Source organism: Paenibacillus sp. 1-8, from assembly GCF_056316205.1.
The window spans coordinates 5,216,793-5,237,987 of record NZ_CM149995.1; the positions used below are offsets into that span (position 1 = coordinate 5,216,793).

At 46.2% G+C, this 21,195-nt stretch carries 22 protein-coding genes and 2 pseudogenes; 6 read left to right on the top strand and 18 right to left on the bottom strand.

Annotated elements, in window-relative coordinates:
- The first annotated feature begins 42 nt into the window (after positions 1-42).
- On the top strand, positions 43-1,584 hold the full coding sequence (locus AC0WRU_RS24025) for a family 43 glycosylhydrolase (protein ID WP_476126599.1): 1,542 nt from the start codon (positions 43-45) through the stop codon (positions 1,582-1,584).
- A gap of 96 nt (positions 1,585-1,680) precedes the next feature.
- Here AC0WRU_RS24025 and AC0WRU_RS24030 read toward each other — a convergent pair whose 3' ends face one another.
- The 7 genes and pseudogenes from AC0WRU_RS24030 to AC0WRU_RS24060 all read right to left on the bottom strand — a co-directional run.
- Positions 1,681-2,391 (bottom strand): GntR family transcriptional regulator, encoded by a 711-nt coding sequence (locus AC0WRU_RS24030; RefSeq protein WP_476126600.1) that lies wholly within the window; start codon positions 2,389-2,391, stop codon positions 1,681-1,683.
- Positions 2,392-2,591: 200 nt separating this feature from the next.
- Positions 2,592-4,001 carry a glycoside hydrolase family 1 protein gene (locus AC0WRU_RS24035; RefSeq protein WP_476128706.1) on the bottom strand — a complete coding sequence of 470 codons (1,410 nt, stop codon included), beginning with the start codon at positions 3,999-4,001 and terminating at the stop codon, positions 2,592-2,594.
- A 75-nt stretch (positions 4,002-4,076) separates the two neighbouring features.
- Positions 4,077-5,405, bottom strand: coding sequence for a PTS cellobiose transporter subunit IIC (celB, locus tag AC0WRU_RS24040; protein ID WP_476126601.1), 1,329 nt, complete (start codon positions 5,403-5,405; stop codon positions 4,077-4,079).
- Positions 5,406-5,491: 86 nt separating this feature from the next.
- Positions 5,492-5,824 (bottom strand): PTS sugar transporter subunit IIA, encoded by a 333-nt coding sequence (locus AC0WRU_RS24045; RefSeq protein ID WP_025684654.1) that lies wholly within the window; start codon positions 5,822-5,824, stop codon positions 5,492-5,494.
- Complete coding sequence (locus AC0WRU_RS24050) at positions 5,817-6,134, bottom strand: PTS sugar transporter subunit IIB (protein WP_025684653.1); 318 nt, start codon at positions 6,132-6,134, stop codon at positions 5,817-5,819. The genes AC0WRU_RS24045 and AC0WRU_RS24050 overlap by 8 nt, the downstream gene beginning before the upstream one ends.
- Before the next feature lie 574 nt (positions 6,135-6,708).
- On the bottom strand, positions 6,709-7,302 hold the full coding sequence (locus tag AC0WRU_RS24055) for a cell surface protein (RefSeq protein WP_476126602.1): 594 nt from the start codon (positions 7,300-7,302) through the stop codon (positions 6,709-6,711).
- Between the two features lie 17 nt (positions 7,303-7,319).
- Positions 7,320-7,433: pseudogene (locus AC0WRU_RS24060) on the bottom strand (matrixin family metalloprotease); the annotation flags it as partial.
- A gap of 56 nt (positions 7,434-7,489) precedes the next feature.
- Between AC0WRU_RS24060 and AC0WRU_RS24065 the strand changes: the two are divergent.
- On the top strand, positions 7,490-7,582 hold the full coding sequence (locus tag AC0WRU_RS24065; protein ID WP_476128707.1) for a hypothetical protein: 93 nt from the start codon (positions 7,490-7,492) through the stop codon (positions 7,580-7,582).
- Positions 7,583-8,083: 501 nt separating this feature from the next.
- On the opposite strand, the gene AC0WRU_RS24070 is transcribed toward AC0WRU_RS24065, so the two are convergent.
- On the bottom strand, positions 8,084-8,512 hold the full coding sequence (locus AC0WRU_RS24070; protein WP_476126603.1) for a pyridoxamine 5'-phosphate oxidase family protein: 429 nt from the start codon (positions 8,510-8,512) through the stop codon (positions 8,084-8,086).
- A gap of 100 nt (positions 8,513-8,612) precedes the next feature.
- Here AC0WRU_RS24070 and AC0WRU_RS24075 point away from each other — a divergent pair, with 100 nt between their 5' ends.
- Positions 8,613-9,557 (top strand): helix-turn-helix transcriptional regulator, encoded by a 945-nt coding sequence (locus AC0WRU_RS24075; RefSeq protein ID WP_476126604.1) that lies wholly within the window; start codon positions 8,613-8,615, stop codon positions 9,555-9,557.
- A 16-nt stretch (positions 9,558-9,573) separates the two neighbouring features.
- Here the strand turns inward: AC0WRU_RS24075 and AC0WRU_RS24080 are convergent, their stop codons facing one another.
- The 3 genes from AC0WRU_RS24080 to AC0WRU_RS24090 are packed head-to-tail and all read right to left on the bottom strand — an operon-like array spanning position 9,574 to position 11,881.
- A complete protein-coding gene (locus tag AC0WRU_RS24080) occupies positions 9,574-9,753 on the bottom strand; it encodes a hypothetical protein (RefSeq protein ID WP_049827419.1) in 180 nt (59 codons plus the stop codon).
- A gap of 9 nt (positions 9,754-9,762) precedes the next feature.
- Complete coding sequence (locus AC0WRU_RS24085; protein WP_476126605.1) at positions 9,763-10,329, bottom strand: hypothetical protein; 567 nt, start codon at positions 10,327-10,329, stop codon at positions 9,763-9,765.
- 13 nt (positions 10,330-10,342) lie between these two features.
- Positions 10,343-11,881, bottom strand: coding sequence for a DUF4153 domain-containing protein (locus tag AC0WRU_RS24090; RefSeq protein ID WP_476126606.1), 1,539 nt, complete (start codon positions 11,879-11,881; stop codon positions 10,343-10,345).
- Positions 11,882-12,026: 145 nt separating this feature from the next.
- On the opposite strand from AC0WRU_RS24090, the gene AC0WRU_RS24095 reads away from it, so the two are divergent.
- A complete protein-coding gene (locus tag AC0WRU_RS24095; RefSeq protein ID WP_476126607.1) occupies positions 12,027-13,766 on the top strand; it encodes an ABC transporter substrate-binding protein in 1,740 nt (579 codons plus the stop codon).
- 208 nt (positions 13,767-13,974) lie between these two features.
- Here AC0WRU_RS24095 and AC0WRU_RS24100 read toward each other — a convergent pair.
- Both AC0WRU_RS24100 and AC0WRU_RS24105 read right to left on the bottom strand, forming a co-directional pair.
- Positions 13,975-15,376 (bottom strand): annotated as a pseudogene (locus AC0WRU_RS24100) (transcriptional regulator).
- A gap of 172 nt (positions 15,377-15,548) precedes the next feature.
- On the bottom strand, positions 15,549-15,971 hold the full coding sequence (locus AC0WRU_RS24105) for a hypothetical protein (protein ID WP_476126608.1): 423 nt from the start codon (positions 15,969-15,971) through the stop codon (positions 15,549-15,551).
- Positions 15,972-16,355: 384 nt separating this feature from the next.
- Between AC0WRU_RS24105 and AC0WRU_RS24110 the strand changes: the two genes are divergently transcribed.
- Positions 16,356-16,610, top strand: coding sequence for a DUF6953 family protein (locus tag AC0WRU_RS24110; protein WP_354450456.1), 255 nt, complete (start codon positions 16,356-16,358; stop codon positions 16,608-16,610).
- Here AC0WRU_RS24110 and AC0WRU_RS24115 read toward each other — a convergent pair.
- Complete coding sequence (locus AC0WRU_RS24115) at positions 16,534-16,842, bottom strand: helix-turn-helix transcriptional regulator (protein ID WP_476126609.1); 309 nt, start codon at positions 16,840-16,842, stop codon at positions 16,534-16,536. The two genes, AC0WRU_RS24110 and AC0WRU_RS24115, sit on opposite strands and share 77 nt — an antisense overlap.
- A gap of 34 nt (positions 16,843-16,876) precedes the next feature.
- Here AC0WRU_RS24115 and AC0WRU_RS24120 point away from each other — a divergent pair, with 34 nt between their 5' ends.
- On the top strand, positions 16,877-17,452 hold the full coding sequence (locus tag AC0WRU_RS24120) for a Gfo/Idh/MocA family protein (protein WP_476126610.1): 576 nt from the start codon (positions 16,877-16,879) through the stop codon (positions 17,450-17,452).
- A 64-nt stretch (positions 17,453-17,516) separates the two neighbouring features.
- Here AC0WRU_RS24120 and AC0WRU_RS24125 read toward each other — a convergent pair whose 3' ends face one another.
- The 4 genes from AC0WRU_RS24125 to AC0WRU_RS24140 all read right to left on the bottom strand — a co-directional run bounded on the left by AC0WRU_RS24125 (position 17,517) and on the right by AC0WRU_RS24140 (position 21,193).
- Positions 17,517-18,533, bottom strand: coding sequence for an asparaginase (locus AC0WRU_RS24125; RefSeq protein ID WP_476126611.1), 1,017 nt, complete (start codon positions 18,531-18,533; stop codon positions 17,517-17,519).
- Between the two features lie 190 nt (positions 18,534-18,723).
- Positions 18,724-18,957 (bottom strand): S-layer homology domain-containing protein, encoded by a 234-nt coding sequence (locus tag AC0WRU_RS24130; protein WP_025686255.1) that lies wholly within the window; start codon positions 18,955-18,957, stop codon positions 18,724-18,726.
- Positions 18,958-19,159: 202 nt separating this feature from the next.
- Entirely contained in the window at positions 19,160-19,996 is an 837-nt protein-coding gene (locus AC0WRU_RS24135) for an Rpn family recombination-promoting nuclease/putative transposase (protein ID WP_476126612.1), read from the bottom strand.
- A gap of 429 nt (positions 19,997-20,425) precedes the next feature.
- Positions 20,426-21,193 (bottom strand): amino acid ABC transporter ATP-binding protein, encoded by a 768-nt coding sequence (locus AC0WRU_RS24140; RefSeq protein WP_025686253.1) that lies wholly within the window; start codon positions 21,191-21,193, stop codon positions 20,426-20,428.
- Positions 21,194-21,195: the final 2 nt, after the last annotated feature.

A 21,195-nucleotide genomic window follows, 5' to 3' on the forward strand; every position in this document is an offset into this window, starting at 1 on the left:
TTCTGGCCCATCCTATCCGCATTAAGGGAGGCATATGATATCGTGAAGTGGATCAACAACAGCAAATGGTTAGGCGCATGGATTTGTATCATACTCGCAGTGGCTGGTATAGGTCTTGAGCCTAATGCAGCACATGCCAGTGCGACAGGCGTGACTCAAGCAACCTACGGGACCGAGGCGAACCAAGCGCTGAATGGTTTGGACGCCGCCAATGCAAAACTATCCTTGAGCGCAACAGCAAGCACAGCCATTACCAACGGAACGGATTGGAAGGATACCGCAGGTAACCCGATTCAGGCGAACAGCGGTAACATTTTAAAGGTAGGCTCTACCTACTATTGGTACGGCGAGCATGCCGAGAACTGGAAATTTGAAAAAGTGAACGTATATACCTCAACCGATCTGAAAAATTGGTCCTTCCGCAGCAGTATTCTCACCAAAGATTCCGCCCCTGAGCTGAATTCCAGCAAAATTGAGCGTCCCAAGGTCATTTATAACAAAGCAACCGGAAAATACGTGCTATGGGCGCATTATGAAAATGGCACCGATTATTCGCTGGGCCGCGTAGCTGTCGCTACCAGCGATACACCAGACGGAACTTTTGCCTATCAAGGCAGCTTCCGCCCGCTGAATTATGAATCCCGCGATATGACCGTGTTCACAGATACCGACGGCAGTGGCTACCTCGTTACTGCTTCCCGAAAAAATGGCGGCGCCAACGATACGATGGCGATCTTCAAACTGACCGACGATTATATAGGAGTGCAATCGTTTGTTGGTTGGATTTTTGAGAATGGTTACCGTGAAGCCCCTGCTGTTGTCAAAAAGAACAACACCTACTATCTGTTTACCTCGCAGGCATCCGGCTGGTATCCGAATCAGGGTGCTTATGCAACCGCCAGCTCCATGACGGGAAGCTGGTCTGCTCTTTCACCCTTCGGTGATCCGGCGGCCTACGGCTCGCAGATTCACTCCATCGCCACCATTACAGGGAGCGCAGGCACCAGCTACATTTATATGGGCGACCGTTGGAATCCGCTCAATCTGAGCGACCACAAGTTCATATGGCTACCGCTGACCCTGAATGACTCCAGTAAAACAGCAACGCTGAACTGGTACAGCAGATGGGATCTGGATGCTACGACAGGCAACGTGATTTTGCCTTCTCTTGTGAATCACGCGCAAGGCAAAACAGCGACTGCTAACTCAGCCGCATCTGGCTCTCCCGCTTCGCTGGCGAATGACGGCAACGCCCAAACCTCATGGAAGACTGCATCTGCATCCTGGCCCGCTTGGTGGCAGGTTGATCTGGGCAGCACGAAGACGATCAGCGAAGTGGATATTTCCTGGTTTATGTACAAGGGTTCTGAGGCGTATTATAAATATAAAATCGAATACAGCACGGATGGAACTAGCTATTCCACGATTGACCGCACCAGTAATACTGCGTATGGGTTTACCAGTGACAAGGTTAACTTCCAGGCACGCTACGTGCGAATTAATCTTGTCACTGCGGTGTTGTTCAATAATCCGAACAACTGGTATACCCCGACGGTGCATGAAGTAAGATTGCTTGGTCATTAATTCGCTTCATTAAAAAGAACATGGCAGGAAAGCACCCACATAAGGAAGCTTCTACTGCCATGTTTGCTTTTTACCATCCGTTTCGTACACACTCGCTCAACGCATCCGATTCACCGTGGTAAACACAAATTTATCGTACCGATGCCGCGAGAATGAGTATTCAAATGGTATACCCGTATCCAGATAACCCACCTGCTCGATCTCCAGTATCGGATCGTCTGCCGCACAGTCCAAATGCTCCCGATCCAGTCTTGTTGACTTGGATGCCCGGATCGTACGATGTGAGCCCACAATATTAAGGCCCAGCTCCTCCTTAATATGTTTGTACACCGAACCGTAGAGCACCTGCTCGGTAATGCCGCTAATCAGCTTCGTGGGCATGTAAGTGCGCTCGATAACATAGGGCTCGCCCTCCACAACACGCAGACGGATGACGTGATATACAGGAGAATTGGCATCAATAAATAGATGAGCCGCTACTTCCTCGGATGGAAATTGAACATCAAAAGCTACAATTTTATTTTTGATTTCTTTTCCGCGCAGGACGTTGGTTAACCCCAGCATTTCATTCACCACGACGTTAACAGGTCCATTGTGAACCGATTTGACGATAAAGGTCCCGTGTCCTCTTTTACGATTCAATAGTCCTTCCATCACCAGCGTATCCAATGCCCTCTTAATCGTCATCCGACTCACCTGAAACTCACTTGCCAGCGAGATTTCATCGGGAATCGGATCATCACCGCTATAGGTTTTATCCATAATCCGCTGTTTGACCTCTTGTGCAATTCGCTCGTATTTATTCATCAGTCTACCACCTGTACTAAAAATTGTTTTATGTCAGCATTTTACCAAAACATCGGTAGCGCTGGTTCTTTTTGTTCTGCAGGCGGGACGTTAAGGTATTAGGTATAAGTAAGTATACCGAACATTATACTTTCTCACCAGCGGCGTACAGCACAGCTCTCGACGGTGATGAAGAAAAAAAGGCGGTCCAGAGGACCACCTTAAAATCCGTTATTCTCGATCACCTGCTTAAACCAGTACCCACTTTGTTTAACGGATCGTTTACCTCCGTCCTGAAGATCGACTGATACAAAGCCATAGCGGTTTTTATAGGCGTTCGACCAGGACCAGTTGTCCATAAACGTCCACAGGTGATAGCCTTTCACATTAGAGCCTTCTGAGATGGCCTGTTGAACCCATTTTAGATGCTCACGGATAAAGTCAACGCGATAATCATCGTTGATCATGCCCTGTGCATCCCTGAATTTTTCCTCGCCTTGAACACCCATTCCATTTTCTGAAATGAAGCATTCGATGTTACCATAATTTTTTCTGACATTAGTCAAAATGTCGTATATTCCCTTCTCATAAATCTCCCAGCCCCGCATCTCATTCATTTTGCGACCAGGCATGACGTAATAATCGAAGAAACGTTCCGGTACAAAAGGCGCATCCGGGTTCGGCAGACTTTCGCGGGCCTTGACTCTGCGTGGCTGATAATAATTAATGCCCAGCAGGTCAACCTTACCCTGACGTATAATCTCCCGGTCCCCTTCTTCCGTTACTGGTAAAAAATCCTCTTGGCGTAACAGTTCCACGAGCAAAGGATTAAATTCTCCCGTCACAGATGGGTCTAAAAAGGAACGGTTAAAGAACGCATCGCATATTTCAGCAGCCTGCACGTCTGCCGGATGCTGACTACGCGGATAGGTTGGCGTCAGGTTCAAAATAATGCCAATTTTGCCCTTATAGCCTCCCTTTCTGTATGCCTGAATGACGCTGGCGCTCGATAACAGGGTATGATACCCCACCTGTACAGCTTTACGGAAATCCACTTCATTCGGATAGTGGAAATCGTACAGATAGCCGCCTTCCACCGGGACAATTGGCTCGTTATGCGTAAACCATTTGGCTACACGATCCCCGAACAGCTCGAAGCAGGTATTGGCGTAATCCACATAAGCTTCGACCGTATCCCGATTCACCCAGCCTCCCTTTTCCTGTAGAGCCATTGGTAAATCAAAATGATACAGATTCACAAACGGCTCAATATCGGCCTGACGCAACTCTTCTATTACTGCATTGTAGAATTGAACGGCCTGCTCGTTCATTACACCCCTTCCCGCTGGAAACAGCCGCGACCAGGAGATGGAGAACCGGAACGAATTATGGCCTAGCTCCTTCATCAGTGCAATATCTTCTTTGTAGCGCGTATAAAAACGAGACGTATCAGCTGGACCGACCCCGTCATAGAAACGGTTCGGCTCCTGCTCAAACCAATAATCCCAAATGTTCGGTCCTTTGCCGTCTCCCTCCACAGTTCCTTCCGTCTGGGTAGCCGAAGCTGAGGAACCCCACCAGAAGTCGGACGGAAAACGGTATTGAATGGTTTGCTGCTCTATATCTTTCATTTCGGTATGATTCACAGCTCTCTACTCCTCTCTCTTTTGCAAAGAATAAGCCGCTAATCTAGTAGCTCATTCACATTACATTCCAATAGTTTGATCCTTACCCGCAATGGCTGCTTGGCTAAGCTCCTCTTCCTGCTCTTTACGCACATTTATCCGGTCAATAATTTTCAGGAACGGGAACCAGATGACAAAGACGACAGCCATATTAAATAGTTGCAGCACACCACCCATTAGGGAGCCCGTAGCCATCATTCCACTAAAGAACAACGGCATCGTCCAAGGAACCTGTATCCCGTTTGGCGGCGGCACAATCCCGGTGGACATGGCAAAGTAAGTAATCAGCGTAACGATCATTGGAGAAATGACCCATGGGACAAAAATAAGCGGATTCATCACAATCGGCAAACCGAATATGACGGGCTCATTGACATTAAACAGACCCGGTCCAAGGGCCAGCTTACTGACCTGCTTCAATTGCTTGCTCTTAAGGAAGAACAGAATCGAGAGTACCACGGCCAGTGTCATACCTGTACCACCGATACCTACTGTATAAATATCTACAAACTGCTTGGTGATGATATGTGGCAGTTCCAATCCTTTGGAGTACGCTTCATAGTTTTCAAGTGCCAGCGTATTCCAGATCGGGTCCATGACCGAGTTGATGATAATTTGACCATGAAGCCCAAAGAACCATAAGAGCTGAACAAAGAAAATAGCAATCAGTGTAGGTATAATACCACTGCCCAAATGCACCAGCGGTGCCTGAACGGCATGATAAATCAAGTCATGCAGATTATTGTGAAGCGTCAAAGCGACCACTACGTTGATGATTAAAAATATTCCCAGCGTAATACACGCAGGCAGCAATGCGGCAAAAGACTTGGCAACTGCCGGGGGAACGCCCGGAGGCATTTTAATAATAATGTTCCGCTGCGTCACCTTTCGGTAAATCTCAGCCGCGATAAAAGCGACGATCATCCCGAGGAACATGCCCTTGGCCCCAATCCGGTCGACCGGAATAACACCTGCAATTGTAGCGCCACTCTCTTGAGTCAGCATGAACGGAGTCAGCATCAGGAAGCTGGCCAAAGCGATCATGCCGCCAAATATCGGCTCTACCTTATAACTTCGGGATAGATAATACCCGATCCCGACGACCACGAACATGGTCATGATATTCAGTGTTGCATTAGGCGCAATATTCAGCAGATTCTGAAAGGTCGTCAGATTGCCCTCGCCCATCCACCCTTTTAGAAACGGCAGATTAATAATAACGACGATAATAGAGCCGAAAACCGTTAATGGAAATGACAACATAAATGCATCACGCAATACAGTAAGATAGCGGTTGTTGTTCAGTTTACCGGCAATAGGTATTAAAATTTGGCTTAATTTTTCAAACAAAGCCTATTCCTCCCCGCGAAGTAACTTGCATCAGGTTTGTTGTGAAATTTTCATGTCCCTCTATTTCACAAACTCTTGTGTACAGATTATAAATTTCTGGATTTGAAAAGCTCTAGCAGCTCTTGAACCAGATCCTTCATAGTGACCGTGGACATGAGATGATCTTCCGCATGCATCAGAAGGAGCGACAAAGGAGTTGGGGTTCCTCCGGCTTCATTCTTCACCATTTGAAAATGGATATCATGCGCAGCCCGCAAATCCTGCTTTGCCTGCTTAATGAGATCGTCTGCACCTTCCGTGTTCTCATTCCGGTATTCGCTCAGTGCTTGAATCACTTTACTGCGAGCGCTTCCACTATGAAGAATGAGTTGGAAACTAATTTGCTCTTCCGTCAGATCGGCTATATTGACTTTATCCATTTTTACGCTCCACCAGCTTCAAAGCCTGTTCATAGACTTTCTTGCCGTCGACCAATCCGTACGCCATCATGTCGATCACTTCTACATGGATACCGTATTGAGCAGCTTCCTTTTGCAGCTGTCCTTTAAGAAAACTCATTTGCGGTCCGATCAATACCGCGTCCGCCTTAGCCATTTCTTCTGCTGCCTGATCCTGACCTACTGCCCAAATTTCAGCCTCGTCTCCAATAGACTTGGCATAATCCTGCATTTTGGTAACCAGCAAACTTGTAGACATACCCGAGCTGCACGCCAGTAAAATATTTTTCATGATTGTTCCTTCCTCTCAAGGTCTAATTGGATGCTAACTACTAGAAACCGCTTACAGCGTAATTATAAATCCGTTTTTTTGATTTGTCTATACATTTAAATTATATGTATAGACTTTTTTTTAGAATGACAATTCGCCCAACTTTATTTTCGTAAAATTAAATGGTCTTCACTATTTCGCATCATACCGGAACGAATTGAAGCCCAGGTGCAGGAGCTGAAGCGTCAATATGTATAGGTGATAACAGCGGGCAGGCTAAAGCGGCGGGGAATGAACCGGATACGTCGAAGATACGCTGGTATCGACGGTGAAGGAAATCGAAGTATCCGTGCTGCGTGGAGTCGGAAGGCTTGCGGGTGACGAAGATCCAGGTGCCGTATGAGTTTATACGTAACGGTAACTCGCTGCTGAGTATTCGAAAGATCTAACTGCAAATTTAGATAGGAGCGGGAGCAAGCGCTGGCTTGCTCCCTTTCTGTTTTTTTGGACAACTTAGGATGCCTCATACTTGGAAGTAAATCTTTTGCGATCTTTATCAATTTCGTTTTTATAGGCATCTTGATACGTTTTATACTCATCTGTTTTGGTTAGCATTGACAATGCTCTCTTCACTAAGCGCCTGGATACTGTTTTTTGAAAAGAAATCTGTTTGTACTTCTATATTAGAATTTGGCCCTGATACTAACAACGAACCATCGGGCTGAGTCGCAGCAGTAAATACGTATGCCTTTCCTTTTTGTGGGAGACAGTCATCTTCATATAAAAGATATGTGCTCTTATCTTCACTCAGTCCCCCGGACTTTTGAATAGGAATGGAAACATCCTTCTTTAGATTACCTTTTATATTATCAAGCACTTTAATGGAATAATTCGTATAGGGACTTGTCAATTCTTTGGGCCCATCTTCCGTTTCTTTCGTTACAGGAAATTTATAATCGGTTCCAGTCATTTCTTCTACAAATCCTACAAATACATAGTCTACAAAACCTACAACCTCTTTAGGGTTATCTACATTGATATCAAATGAAGCATGTAAATAACTGGTCGGAACCTCGCCAGACTTCGTTATATTCTTGTCTATCTTAGGATTCGAACAACCGGAAGCCAGTATTGCAACCGTAGTGAAAAGGGACAAGAAAATAAATATTTTCTTCATGTGAATTATCATTGGTCGTACCTCCTTAATTAGTATTTTTTATAAGCAAGATCGTATAAAGCTTTATCATTAGCGCTGAGCGTTGTTATAGACGTAACATACATATACATTACATCACTACTTGTATTATGACCCAATCCAAGAGCAGAAAAATCGACAGTGGCTCTATGATTTGCAGGCGAAATACGGACTAGGTCATATGGATGTACTCCGACAATCTATGGTTTTGGACGAGTTGATTAATCAATATAATCGGGTGTACTATGCAAAATTAAAAAAGCCGATCGCTTGACAGCAATCGACTGGGCGAGAAACTTGTGGTGGGTCACTCGCCCTTTTATTGTAACATACATGCCGAATCATCTGATTGCCAGCTTTATCGTTTATTTTTGAGTTCATTCATACAGAAGATACAGACCCAAGCATTCTTAAAGTATGTAAGATGCTGGAGTTCTCCACATAAAATACAGGCTTCTCCCACACACCGTCGCATAATTAGACCACTCTCCGTCATCCAAAATTCCACGGCTGTATGCTTGCCAATCCCAAGACGCTTCCTTATATCTACGGGGATGACAATTCGGCCTAAGCTATCCAGGTCCCTGACCATTCCTACGCGATCCAAGAAAAAACCTCCTTATTTCAAAAATATCAGTAGATCAAAAATAAGCATACATGCCTGGAATGAGGAAATATTTATGGTGACATGGCGCGAACTGGAAAAAAGATGCGTTCAATCTGGAAAAATATAAAACGCCTTGCCGGAAAAGAAGCTCTCAGCAAAGCGCGTTAGTTACTCGAACCTGATCTGAACCGGTTGTTGATCGTATCCCAAAATGATAGTGACTTCTTTCATTTGGATTTCAAAAACCTCCAGCGTCTCACGGATAGCCAATAGGATTTCATCATACCCCGGAACCTTCGCCAAAAATAGCTCCTTCACCTCGTCTATCGAATACTTACTTTTTTCAACAATAGCATGGTGGGAACGGACATGAGGGATACCTTCTGTCGGAATCGTTGTAAAGGCTACCTTGTTATTTTTTCCAAACTCGGCCACCTTCTGATTTCTCCGATCTGACGTGAAATAAATAACTCCCGGCCTGTTGGCGTCATAAGCAAAATTGACATTTCTAACGTTGGGAATGTTGTCGACCGATGTTGCCAAAGCGAGCCTGTTCGTCTCTTCTAAAATCTCGTAATACCCTTGCATGTTGCTCATATGATCAGCCTCCTAAATTGCTTTACGACATGATTCTATCACCGACCATTGACAGCTATATGGCAACAATTCAGAATGAAAATAAAAAGGCTGATGCTACATGAAAATTGACCGACTGATTTCTATTATTATGGTTCTGCTTGAACGTAAAAGAATGAGTGCAAAGTCTCTATCCGACATGTTTGAGGTTTCACTTAGAACCATTTATAGAGATATGGAGACCATCAACATGGCGGGTATACCTATCGTATCGGCTCCCGGCGTTAACGGTGGATTCTGTATCATGGACGAATATAAAGTGGATAAAAAGGTGTTCACACCTGCCGATATTACAGCACTTCTGATGGGGCTTGGAAGCATTTCACCCATGCTGACCCGTGAACAGATGCTAGGTACACTTGCCAAAGTCAAAAGCCTCATGCCAACAGAACAGGCTCACGAAATAGAACTGAAATCAAGTCAAATTATGATCGACCTCAAGCCTTGGATGGGCAACGCAAACTTACAGATGTTTTTAGAAATGATTAAAACTGCTTTTCAAAAACATTCCCTGCTATCCTTCCAATATTCCGACCGAAAAGGCCAAATGAGTACCCGAAAGATTGAACCGTACAAGCTCGCGTTAAAGGAGAATCATTGGTACGTTCAAGGTTTTTGCCTTCATAAGCAGGACTTCCGTTTATTCAAATTATCCCGAATGTCCCATCTGGAAGTTCTGGATAAGACCTTTACACGCAGGGAATTACCTGAATCTGTCTCCGAATTTACCAGTATCATGTCTCAAAGACAGAGACCCATCCAATTACTGATTCACGAAACGCTCAAAGATCGGATGCTGGATTATTGTAGCAGCGAACATATAACGCCATATGGAGATCACCACTTCATTGTTCATTTTCCATTTATCGCTGATGATTTCGGCTATCATCTTCTACTCAGCTTCGGTGACCAATGTGAATGTCTGGAGCCACCGGACATAAGAGCAGAAATGATCCGTAGAATTGAGAGAATGTCCCAACGATATAAGCAGAGGAAAGAGCAATAGTTCTTCTTGTTCAACATCACTTGTCTGCATCATTCACTAACGTATCATCAAATAAATGAAGGCTTTCTTTACTGATTATGGTTGGAACGATAAGCTCAGGAGTAGCCTGTCTAGCTTGTGTAAAATAGTCCGCAACTCCCACCATCAGAGCGATGCTGATGAACAGGATGATCCAATTACGATTCTTTTTAATCATGGTTATCCCTCAATCCTCACTTCGCCCGTTCAGCCATTTGAACCAATGCAACAGATGGCTGAATCGGTATTCATGCTGCGAAGCGTAGGTCCACACCTCTGGCTCTTCACCGGGTTCCTTCCAAACCAGCATGGAAAAGTGGCCTTCCTCCTCATTGGCGACAGACAGGAGCGAAAGGCGATCATCCCCAAATCGGTATGGGGCCGATTCCACCCAATAATTCCGCATATCGCTGATCCAACTGCGAAACCGCTCTGTACCTGCGATCCGTAGCACGTCATCCGGCAAGAGCATATGCTCCCCCATGTCCTTCCAGTACCCGGCATAACGGTAGCGTGCTTCCAGCATCGGACTGAGCGGCCGGGCTTTGCCGGGAGCCAGCGTGGGCATACATGTGACGGGAACGACCGGACCGATGCTCTGGATAGCATAAGAGCGGGCCTCCCCCTCACCCAAGCCGAGATACATAGCCTCCGCGAGAAAAGCGTTCCGTCTTCCAACAAACTGATGCTGATACTGTGACATTTCATTTTGTAACTCCAACACCATACCCTGCACTGCATCTGTTCCGATCATTCCCAAGCACCTCTCATTCCAAAATATAGTCGTGCAGCTTGCGCTGTGCCCGATATTCTGCCCAATTGAACGCCGGCCATGCCGTTTCTTCCCTCGTCATGCTCGTCAGGCGAGCTTGTAAAAATCCATCCATCGCTCCGTGTTCCTTACGGCTAAATTCAATCAGCAGCGGAATAGCATCCGCCGATAGCTCACTCAAATATTCCTTATCGATCACCGATGTAGTGCGATACCGTTCGAGATTATTTTCAGCAATCCGTACATCAATGCCCACATAATTCACGACGACATACGCCACCAGAGCGAGTACAACATAATATTTCGCCAGCGGAAGCTGACGGACATGAATGCGCACCGCTGCAATGAGCAGCAGCAAGCCCAGAAAAATCATAAACGCGTGTACCAGATAACGGGTATACGTATATCCGTAGGCCTCTTCGTACATGACCAGCCGGGTATAGCCCGAATACAGCATCACACCCGAGCAGCCCACGAGTACATACAGCAGGCCGTTGTTCATTTTTTGCAATAGACTTGAGCCGAATTCGGTCCACTTCAACACACTGATCATCAGAACAAAGTTGATGCCTGTCACCATAACCAGCTCCCCGAATCCCCTTCTCGCATATTCTGCATACGAGGTTCCTTCGGGCAGAGCGCCTTCCCATGCACCAAACAGATATCCAAACTGCAACACGACGAACACAACATACACCAGATTCATAACGATCAGCACCGTAGCGGTAATCACAGGATCAAACTTGATCGCGACCGGCTCATGGTAAGGTACTTGACCATTCGTGCGCTCGTCTAACCCATGCCATGACTGAACTTCTCTCTCCGTATTACGCGGAGCAGGCTGTACAAATCCCCACAAATAGCAGAAAAAACAAAAGGTAAAAAAACAGGTCCAGATTAGCCGCAGCATTCCGCTACCAAATGAAAGCGTGCCGATCCATGAAGGTATACCCGATAACAGTTCCTCGAACATCCCATCCGCTGATGCTAGCAGAGATATAATGATGAACAGCAGCGGCAGGGCGATCAGCAAACCGACTATCACTTTCCCCAATACACGCTTGCGCTCATCCTTTACATTCCGAAGGGCTGCTATCTTGAACATCCGAAACGGAGTCACAATATGCCGCAGATTTTGATAAAACAAATGGCTTAACGCCTGCCCGATGATACCGGGTTCCGACCAGCTATGCCTCTTCTCCCCGAGCAGCATCACCATATGTACACTAATCAGAGCCGGTATAGCCAGCGCATTTAACACATATAGAACCGGATTATCAAACAGCGCATATGTCAGTGACAGCAGCACAATCACGGCAAACAGCAATCGCCCCATCCACGAGTCCAGCCGGATACGATCCCGGTTATAGACATACATATAGGTGTAGAACAAAATGACAAAAATCGGCAGAGACACGCCCAGCGCATGCCCATAAAACAGATATTGATGAACCAGTGCCAACACAATCGCGGCAGCAAAGGCAGACAGAAACGACGGTTTCGGCAAAGACGTTCCACTCAACTTGTCATGCATGGTAAATACCTCCACAACTATGCTTTATAAGCCTTATTGTAGATGATAAAATAAGAAGATAAAGAGAAATTAATCGACGTAAAATTTCCTATTTTATATATACGACTGCACTTTAATCATCCACAGGGAAACGGAGCAACCATTTATGAAACTTCATGCCCAATTTTTACGGCTTCACTCGCACACCGCTGACGACAGGGACGAGAACCATACGATAGAGACTACGCTGGATGAGCTGGCGGCTATTTTTGACTGCACCCACCGCAATGCCTTAATGATTATTCAGAAAATGGAGCAGCATGACTGGATACAATGGACTCCCCGCCGAGGCAGGGGCCGCCGCTCCAGCCTGCGATTCCTGATTCAGCCGGAGGACATTGCGGTGCAGTCCATGATGCAGGCCATCGACCGTCACGACATCAAACGCGCGCTGGATGAAATCCGGACCCATTCGCGTTCATCCACGATGCAGGAGCATTTGCAAGGCTGGCTGCTGAACTACTTCGGGCATCATGCAGAGGTTCGCGGCGACCAGCAGCAGATTGATACGTTGCGTCTGCCCATTCGCCAGCAGTTGTATACACTGGACCCGCTGTATATGAACTGGCTCGCGGAGTCCTTCGTATCCAGCCATGTCTTTGACGGGCTGGCCCGGCGGGCGAACGAGAGCGGTGAGATTTTACCGGGACTGGCCCACGCTTGGGAAGTAGACGCTACCCGTACGCAATGGACCTTTTTCTTGCGTAAGGAAGTGCTGTTCCATAACGGCAAAATACTGACCGCCGAGGATGTGGTCTATACTTTTGAGCGGCTGATTCGCGTGCCAGGACGGAGACTGTACCATTTTATCGTTCGGCAGATCAAGCACGTACAGGCGCTAAGTCCGACAATGGTACGTTTCGAGCTGACGGAACCGAACGAGCTGTTTCTCTCCTTCCTGTGTACCAGTCGTGCCGCCATCGTACCCCGTGAGCTGAATCAGGCAGGTGAAGCGGCCTTTGGCATCCGTCCTGTTGGCACAGGGGCTTTCAAGGTCACGGAGATGAACGAGAGCTTATGCATACTGGAGGCATTCGCTCCTTATTTTCAGGGCCGCGCTCATCTCGACCGGGTGGAAATTGTTCAGCTCCCGTGGGCGGCCAAGCCAGAATCGGCGGCAGATACCGCAGATTCGGCTTCGCCTTTTCATATCATCCACAATCCCGTATTGGCCGGGAACACGGATACTGCATGGAGTCAGATTCACTCGGCGGCTTCGGTGCGTAAATTTATTACATGCAATACCCACAAGGATGGGCCGTTACGTAACCCGGAAGTACGTGCCCGTATCGTGGCGTGTCTGGATCATCGCCGCCTCCCTCCGATGGTGGATGCATCCGACGATTCGTATGAACCCCCGGCAACGTTGCAAATTGCCACCATTCCCGAGTATAAAGCCGATGCAGACCGGGTCGCGGCCCAACTGGAATCGTGCGGGTATACCTGTAACATCGTGGCCGCATCCATGAATGAATTTAAAAGCTCCTCTATCCGTATGGAGTCGGACCTGATCATCTTTTCTCTGTTTCGTGACCGTGATGAGCAATTGCGCCTGTTCGATCTGTATCTCAATGTATCCGGGCATGTCGAGCCGCATAGCCGCGTTGATATCGAAAGACTGCTGCGAGATATTGCACGAGAAGCGGATCATACGGTCAGGGCGCGTCAATTCGAGCATATCGAAACCCGACTTATTCATGAGCATCAGCTCCATATCTTATATGAAAAGCCAGTCCAGACAGCATATCTTCCTTCCGTGCGCGGCGTTTCCTTCAATAGTCAGGGGTGGGTGGATCTGCGTCATGTCTGGTTCCCGCCTACTCAACCGCAAGCCTCCAAGCCTTAATGGAAAAAGAGTTTCTTCGCGAGTGCGCCGCCACAATACAAAAAGGTATCCTCTTTTACAAGAGAATACCTTTCATGGCGTTATCCCAACCTATTAAGCAGATGGTTCCGAGGATGACAATGACCAGCCGCCCATTCCATGACTATGAGCTTCGCTAGGGTCCTCTACTAGGGGAGCAATGGGTGAAAAATTCAGTATGATAAAAAAATTAAACGCGATCAGAAAAAAGGCGATCTTTTTTATCATTGAAGTGATCTTACCTCTCCAAGTAAATTTTTATATTCCTTCGTCGCCTCAGGAGAGGCGGTATGCCGGAATTTTTCAAATAAACCTACACATTTGATCGTTACAGGATTACCATCCAGCACCACAGAATAGGACAGGCTTTCCAACAAAAATTTCATGCCTTTCGTATAGCGCTTTTTACTGAGATCGTAGCAAGCCAGCTCCGCCAGAAAGCGCGCATAGAGATCGGTTGATACCTGCTCTGTATAGGTGCCCACCTTGACATGCTGCTTGGCTAATACGGCAATTTGTTTCTCGAAACGTCGCAGTACATCATCCACATTAAAATCATAACGATTTGCGGCTAGCATGATTTTGAACAATCCCATCAGAATCTCGCCTTCGTTTCTTTCCAGATAGGCCACATACTCTGGAATGACGTCCAATTTACCGGACATGAGCTGATACAGATATCCGTTGGCCTCAGCCCAGTTACTACACTGCTCCTTTAAGCGGCGCGCCTCTTCCGTGTCCTCCCGCACCCAGCTTAGATCTGCGTACAGGGAGACATATTCCAAGGCCTTTTCATAATCCCCTCGTTCGTCACAAATACCGGCACGCAGCACGTAAGAGTATACAATATACATAAACAAAGGACCCTTTGTTTCCTTGCCACGCTCTGCTTTTCTGGTTCTTCCATATTTTTGTTCATACTGCACTTTAGCCCTGCGACACATTTTATCAGCTAATGGTTCTACTTTATCCCAGCGACGCAGCGAAACATAAGTATTGGCCAAATCTTTTAATGCATCCAGTTGATCCGCTTCACCCAATCGATCTACAAAGCTTTCAAAGTGTGTGGCGGCCCATAAATTTTCGTCCTGATCATCACCGACAGCGATTGTAAATAACCGATACTGGCAAAGGGCCAGACGCTCGGAATGTTGATACTTCTCGCTTTCCGAGACATTTTTATAGATGATAGCCGCTGCCGCAAACTTGCCTTCTCTGAACAATTCTTCTGCCGTCTCAAACAAGGCCGGAGCGTAAATCAGATAGTCCATCATGAACTCCACGACCTGTTCCATACAATCCAGCTTGTTCAGCGCTGCACAGCGATACAAAAATGGGCGAACCCGCCGCCAATTCGGTGCCGTATTCCGTATAAATTCTTCAATGTACAGCTCATAGAGACTTCCCTCTTCAAGCCCCATGCCTGCCGCAATCCGATCCAATAGCAACATCGCAATCGGCCGATTGCCGTTGATAATGGCACTAATCGTTCCTGCATTAATACCCGTGTTCTCCCCAAACTTACTAATCGTGATTCCTTCACGTCTGATATACTGCTCCAGCTCTGCACGAATCGTGGTTGTTTCCTTCAAATCAGGCACCCCCAGGGATTACTTGTATGTTTACAATTCAAAAAAAGAAAATTCCCGTGAATATTCCCTTAATTATACAAAATAAAACCTACTTCGCCAACTGTATAATTCATCTACTTAAAATATATCTGGATAGAGTCAACCGTTTCTTGAAATCACACGAATCACAGGCTTAACGATATGGATTGGTCACGTAGTTCTTAGCGTAAGGTCCCTTGTCCTTGAACAAAGCATCGACGAATGATGCCGGATCTGTAAGGATGGTACCGCGTCCTAAATCACGATAGCCTTTAAAGCTCCAGCCCCATGGCGCACTCGCTGCGTCTTCTTTGCCGTTATCTCCCTTAAAGGTGCCATAGCTTGACCACAATTGAATAGAAAAATCATTTCTGAGCGGCCACAGCGTATGCTGTAATGCCTTCAAGCCATAATTCATGCGTTTGGACTCGTCAAAATCAGATAAATAATTTTTCCAATAATTTTGATCCTTGCTGTTTAAATTTTGTGGTTGCACACCAGCTCCGCCCCATTCAAAAATGTAGCCGCTATTCCCTTTGGCACCCTTGCCGTCATATGCCCGCAGTGCATGTCCCACATCTCCCTGCGGCTCGGTAATCGGTGCATTATTTTGTGCGCTATAGACACGTACATGCTCACCGCTGCAATTATTATTTTGCGGCTCAAGTTTTTTACGAACAAGCCGACAGTTCTTCTCTCCATCTTACACACCTATTATAACATATAATTCCAGTACAGCCTAACAATGATTACTATTCTAAAATATAAAAAACTAAAAACATATAGTTCATAGTATTTATTTCATAGATGTATATTTATGAATGGGGCTACTGCCGACAGATTTGGTAATTTCGTAATTTGCGTATACTATATGGAGAGTGAATGGAAAAACATTTATCTTACCATAGGTCAATATAACTATAATATGGATTATTATGGAACGAAGGAAAGGATACGACACATGGACAAAACAGACAATACCCCTACAACAGAACAGCAAATTGCAGCATGGATGGTCGCACAAATCCGTGAAGTGGGAACCTTGAAACAAGAAGATGCGATTGCATATGTACGCTCTGAATATGGAGAGCAGTATGTGTTTATAAGTGAGCACGGTCATGTATCTCTCGAAAAGGAAATCAAAAAAGCGTTTCGCAAGCTTCATGGCGGCAAAATCGCCTGGGATCGTGACGGATTCCTCTGGGCTTGGACGTAACAAGCAAAAGCATCTGCCATAGGCAGGTGTTTTTTTGATGCTTCATCCAGTGATTTTCCAGCGAAAAATCCATTGGAACCTCAAAGAAATCCGCAGACGCCTTAACCTTAACCGCCATGATTCGCTCGCACTTAAAGGTTCGAATCTCCTGCCCTGCTTCACAAAAGGCAATGAGATACCAATCCCCCTTTTTCACTACAAGTCCATAGGGATGTACATACCCTGTTGGCAATAATAGAAGCGTATCATAGAAGTAAAGGGGTGTAATGGATGATGAATATTGGAATATGGGGACGGGATTCGGTGCGTATCATGCGTCACTGTTAAACAACAACGCTCAGGTGAACAGAATCGTCGTATTCGGAAGAAATGAAACCAAGCTGGACAAGCTGAAAAAGGAGCTAAACGTAGAAGTTACACAAAATATAGAGGATATTCTGCTTGATCCAAACGTAGATGTGGTCGATATATGCCTGCCCTCTCATGTACACAGGTCATATGAGATTGAAGCGCTGAAGCATGGAAAGCATGTATTTTGTGAAACGCCGGTTTGCTTTGATCTCGAAGACGCTCTCCTTATGAAACAGGCTGAGCAGCAATATGGTAAAATGATTCTGGTCAACCAGTTCATCAAGTTTGATCCTGCCTATACCTTTCTTTATGAGGCTCACCGTCAACAAAAGATCAATCTCGAACCCGCCAATCCATACGAAAAAAGTTTGAATCACGCACTTGAATGTTTTGGTGAACATTCGGAATGTATGATTCCACTGGAGCAAGCCATACACTCATTAGAAATGGCTATTCAAATTCAAAATAGACTGGGGCAGACTCAACGTTAGCCGAGCGCCCCCTGTCACCCGTCCTGATTTACCCGTTCCTGCTGCGGAAATCAGCCTCCCTTCCCTACAGGGAGGCTGTATCCGTAGGTAAGGAAACCTCGTCCGCATAGTTTGTAGCCATAATTTTTGCTACCCCGGCAGGGTCAGTGGTCTGGCCTAACGCCCACATCATTTTAGTTACAAGTGCCTCCGTCGTCATGTCATAACCCGGAATAACACCCTTTTCCAGCACCTTCTGCCCCACCTCGTAAATCGTCAGATCGCCGCCCTCATAAGGACATTGGGTGGTCACGACGATACTCATGCCATCCTTCATTAATTCTTCAATTTTGCTGATCAGGCTTCTTTCCTTGAAGGGCACGCCACCCATGCCAAAGCCCTCAATCACAATCCCTTTATAGCCCAAGCCCTGAATGGCATCAAAAATAGCCGGATTCGTCCCCGGAATCAGCTTGAGCAAAAATACTTCTGAAGCATACCCGTCATTGTACGGATGGCGAACTGTACCGCGATTCGCAAATACGCCCTCTGTATAGACCACCTTTCCGTCTTCCACGAGGCCGATGTACGGATAGTTAATACTCTCAAAAGCGTTATAGCTGCGCGTTCTGATTTTGGAGCTGCGGCTGCCGTTGATGATTTTGCCGTTAAATACGACAAATACCCCCGCTACCTCGCCACAGGCGGTCAAAAACGAGTCGATTACATTTTTTTTGGAATCGCTGTGCTCGGCCAGAATGGACACCTGTGACCCCGTCACCACGACAGGCTTGTCTACAGTTCCCAACATGAAGCTCAAAGCCGAAGCCGTATAAGCCATCGTATCCGTGCCATGGGCAATGACGATGCCATCGTACTGATCGAGAGAACGATGTACCATTCGGGCGATGGAAGCCCAGTCCTCCGGTTGTGTATTCGTGCTATCAATGCTCATCAGATTATGGGCATCAATTTCACAAATTTCCTTCAACTCCGGAATTTCCGCCAAAATATTTTCAGCCGATTGGGTCGGCGTCAGGCCATTTTCCTGATAGGAGGAAGAGATCGTCCCTCCGGTATTAATGAATAGAACCTTTTTCATGCCCATGTTCCTTCCCGATTACATCTTCACTTTATTGTTCTTAGAATTTATCATGAATAAGTGTGATAAGCTACTTTTGATCCGAAAAGGGGAGATAGATTATAGGGCTGTATTTTGACTAATCTTTTCGATAAAAAACAAAAGAGCCAAGTGCAAAATACACTTGTCCCTTCTATTCGTAGAAACGGTATTAGTTATGTGAATCCAACAGCGTCTTCAATTGCGGGTTGAGATTCAGCGCATTCAGGATGAGTTGCAGAGCTTCTGCACGTGTGGAGTTGCTCTTGGCATCAAATTTTCCATCCGTCCTGCCGCTGATGATACCTGCTTGTGCTTCAGCTTTGATCTCGTTTGCTGCATAAGAACCCTTCAGGTCATCGAAATTGCCTTTGGTGGTGTCCTTCGATACGTTGTTAAGGTTCAAGTGCGGGATAAAAGAACAACCATTTCCTACCGGGTGATCGTGTTATCCGGCTTGAACGTACCGTATACAAAAAGGTACCCACAGCCCACACACCTTTTTTCTAAGTGTCCAGTCTATGGGTACCAGTGTAGTTTCGAGTCTCTTCTTTTTAATTCCTTGACATTACATTCAGTATGTCTTTTAATTCGATATAGAAATACCCTTAACTATTCTTGCTCAAGCCTTTGATTTCCTGTTCCGTTAATCCAGTGGCCTTCACAATGGTCGTTATATCCAGATTCATTTCGAGCATATTCTTGGCCACTTTCTTAACACCTTCCATTTCTGCACTTTCCAGCATAGAAGCCTCATCATGCAGATACTTCTGTCTGGCCTCATACAATCGTCTGGCATCCGAATCCTGACTCAAATATTGCAGGGTGTCCATCGCCTTCTCCAAACCTGGCTCATTCATCTTCAGCACCTCCCAATATGATGTATCGGCACTTTTTAGAAACAACAGCCAATTGATCAATCCGCCTTCAGACGGAACGCTGTGCTCATCCAGCTTAGGTAATTCCAAGAAATGAACCTCAATGTCATCAATCAAGGATATCCCTGTCCGGTCTTCCCGCAAATGAAATATGTTATGATATTGCTCACTCTTCAAGAACGAATAGTTTAAAATGTTGATCGTCACGTATTTCTTCAGTTCTCGGTACTTATCGCCCTCGCTGAGTTGACTCGCATATCGTTTGGACCAATAAAACAGCGTTCGTTTCTCAATATCATACTTATTAAAAAGCTGCATTTCTATATCAATCAGTTTACCTTCGGAGGTCTTGGCGTAAACATCAAAGATGGACTGTTTGTCGAGCGGATCATCTTTATCCGTATAGGGATTCATCAGGATGATCTCAGTCAGCGGCGGCTCGCCAGCTTCGGTGAAAATACGGTTAAGAAACGCCAGTAGCACATCCTTATTGTTCTCGCTGCCAAATATCCGTTTGAATACAAAATCTACACGAGGATCAAGTAAATCCATCGTTATCAGCTCCATTCGTTATTATTATATCATTTTTCAAGGGTTTTGAGCCTTAGAAAGGTGAGTAAACCCGCTCAGCTTGAATCAGCTTGCCGTGTTGGAACATATTAGGCATAAGTGAGCAGTTTAGTAAAAGAAAACTAAGAAGCTTTGGAGGTTTTAGAGAAGTAGTTTTAACGAATCGAAGTACGGATGAGGAGATATGGAAGGCGGGTATATTTAACACTGGTTACGTGACGGCCAAACTTGCCCATCTTCTCATAGCTTCAGTGAAACTCACTGTATTCATTAACCGTAAGCCCCAGAAATCGTATCATAGCAAGCTTTCTAGCCGCCATGTGTATAGCCCAAAACAGCCACTGAAATGAAAAAAGACACCATTTAAGGTGTCTTCACTGGTACTGCATATGGAGGCGAACCTTGTTGTACCCCGTTCCACGTATTTTACAGAGATACCAGTTGCTCCTGTGGCGCTCTCTGTACCAACGCTTTGCCCAGAAACTGTCGTGTCCGTTCTTCCTTCGGATTGGTGAAAAACTGCTCCACCGGGCCTTGCTCCACGATCACGCCATGCTCCATCAGCACGACCCGATCCGCGACATCCCTCGCAAAGCCAAGCTCATGCGTGACGATAATCATCGTATTGCCTTCACTCGCTACCTTTTGAATGACCGACAGCACTTCATCCACCAGCTCGGGGTCGAGTGAGGACGTCGGTTCGTCGAACAGCAGCACCTGCGGATTCAGCGCCAAGGCGCGGGCAATCGCAACACGTTGCTGCTGTCCACCCGAAAGCTGGGCAGGGTAGTAGGTCATGCGATCCTTCAACCCGACCTTTTCCAAAATGCCTTCACTGATCTCCCTCGCCTGCTTGCGGTCCAGCTTTTTGACACTGGTCAGGCCGATCATGACATTGTGGAGGGCATTCAGGTTTTTAAACAACTGATATTGCTGGAATACCATCGCCGTTGCCGTACGCAGTCCGAGAATGTCCTTTTTCCCCGCCTTGGCGGCATCCACCTTCACACCGTCGATCTCAATGACACCACTGGTCGGCTGCTCCAAGAAATTGATGCTGCGCAGCAGCGTAGACTTGCCCGATCCGCTTGGCCCTAGAATAACCACGACTTCTCCCTTGCCTACGGTCAGATCTATACCCTTCAGCACATGATGCTGTCCAAAATGCTTATGAATTTGATGAAGTTGAATCATGC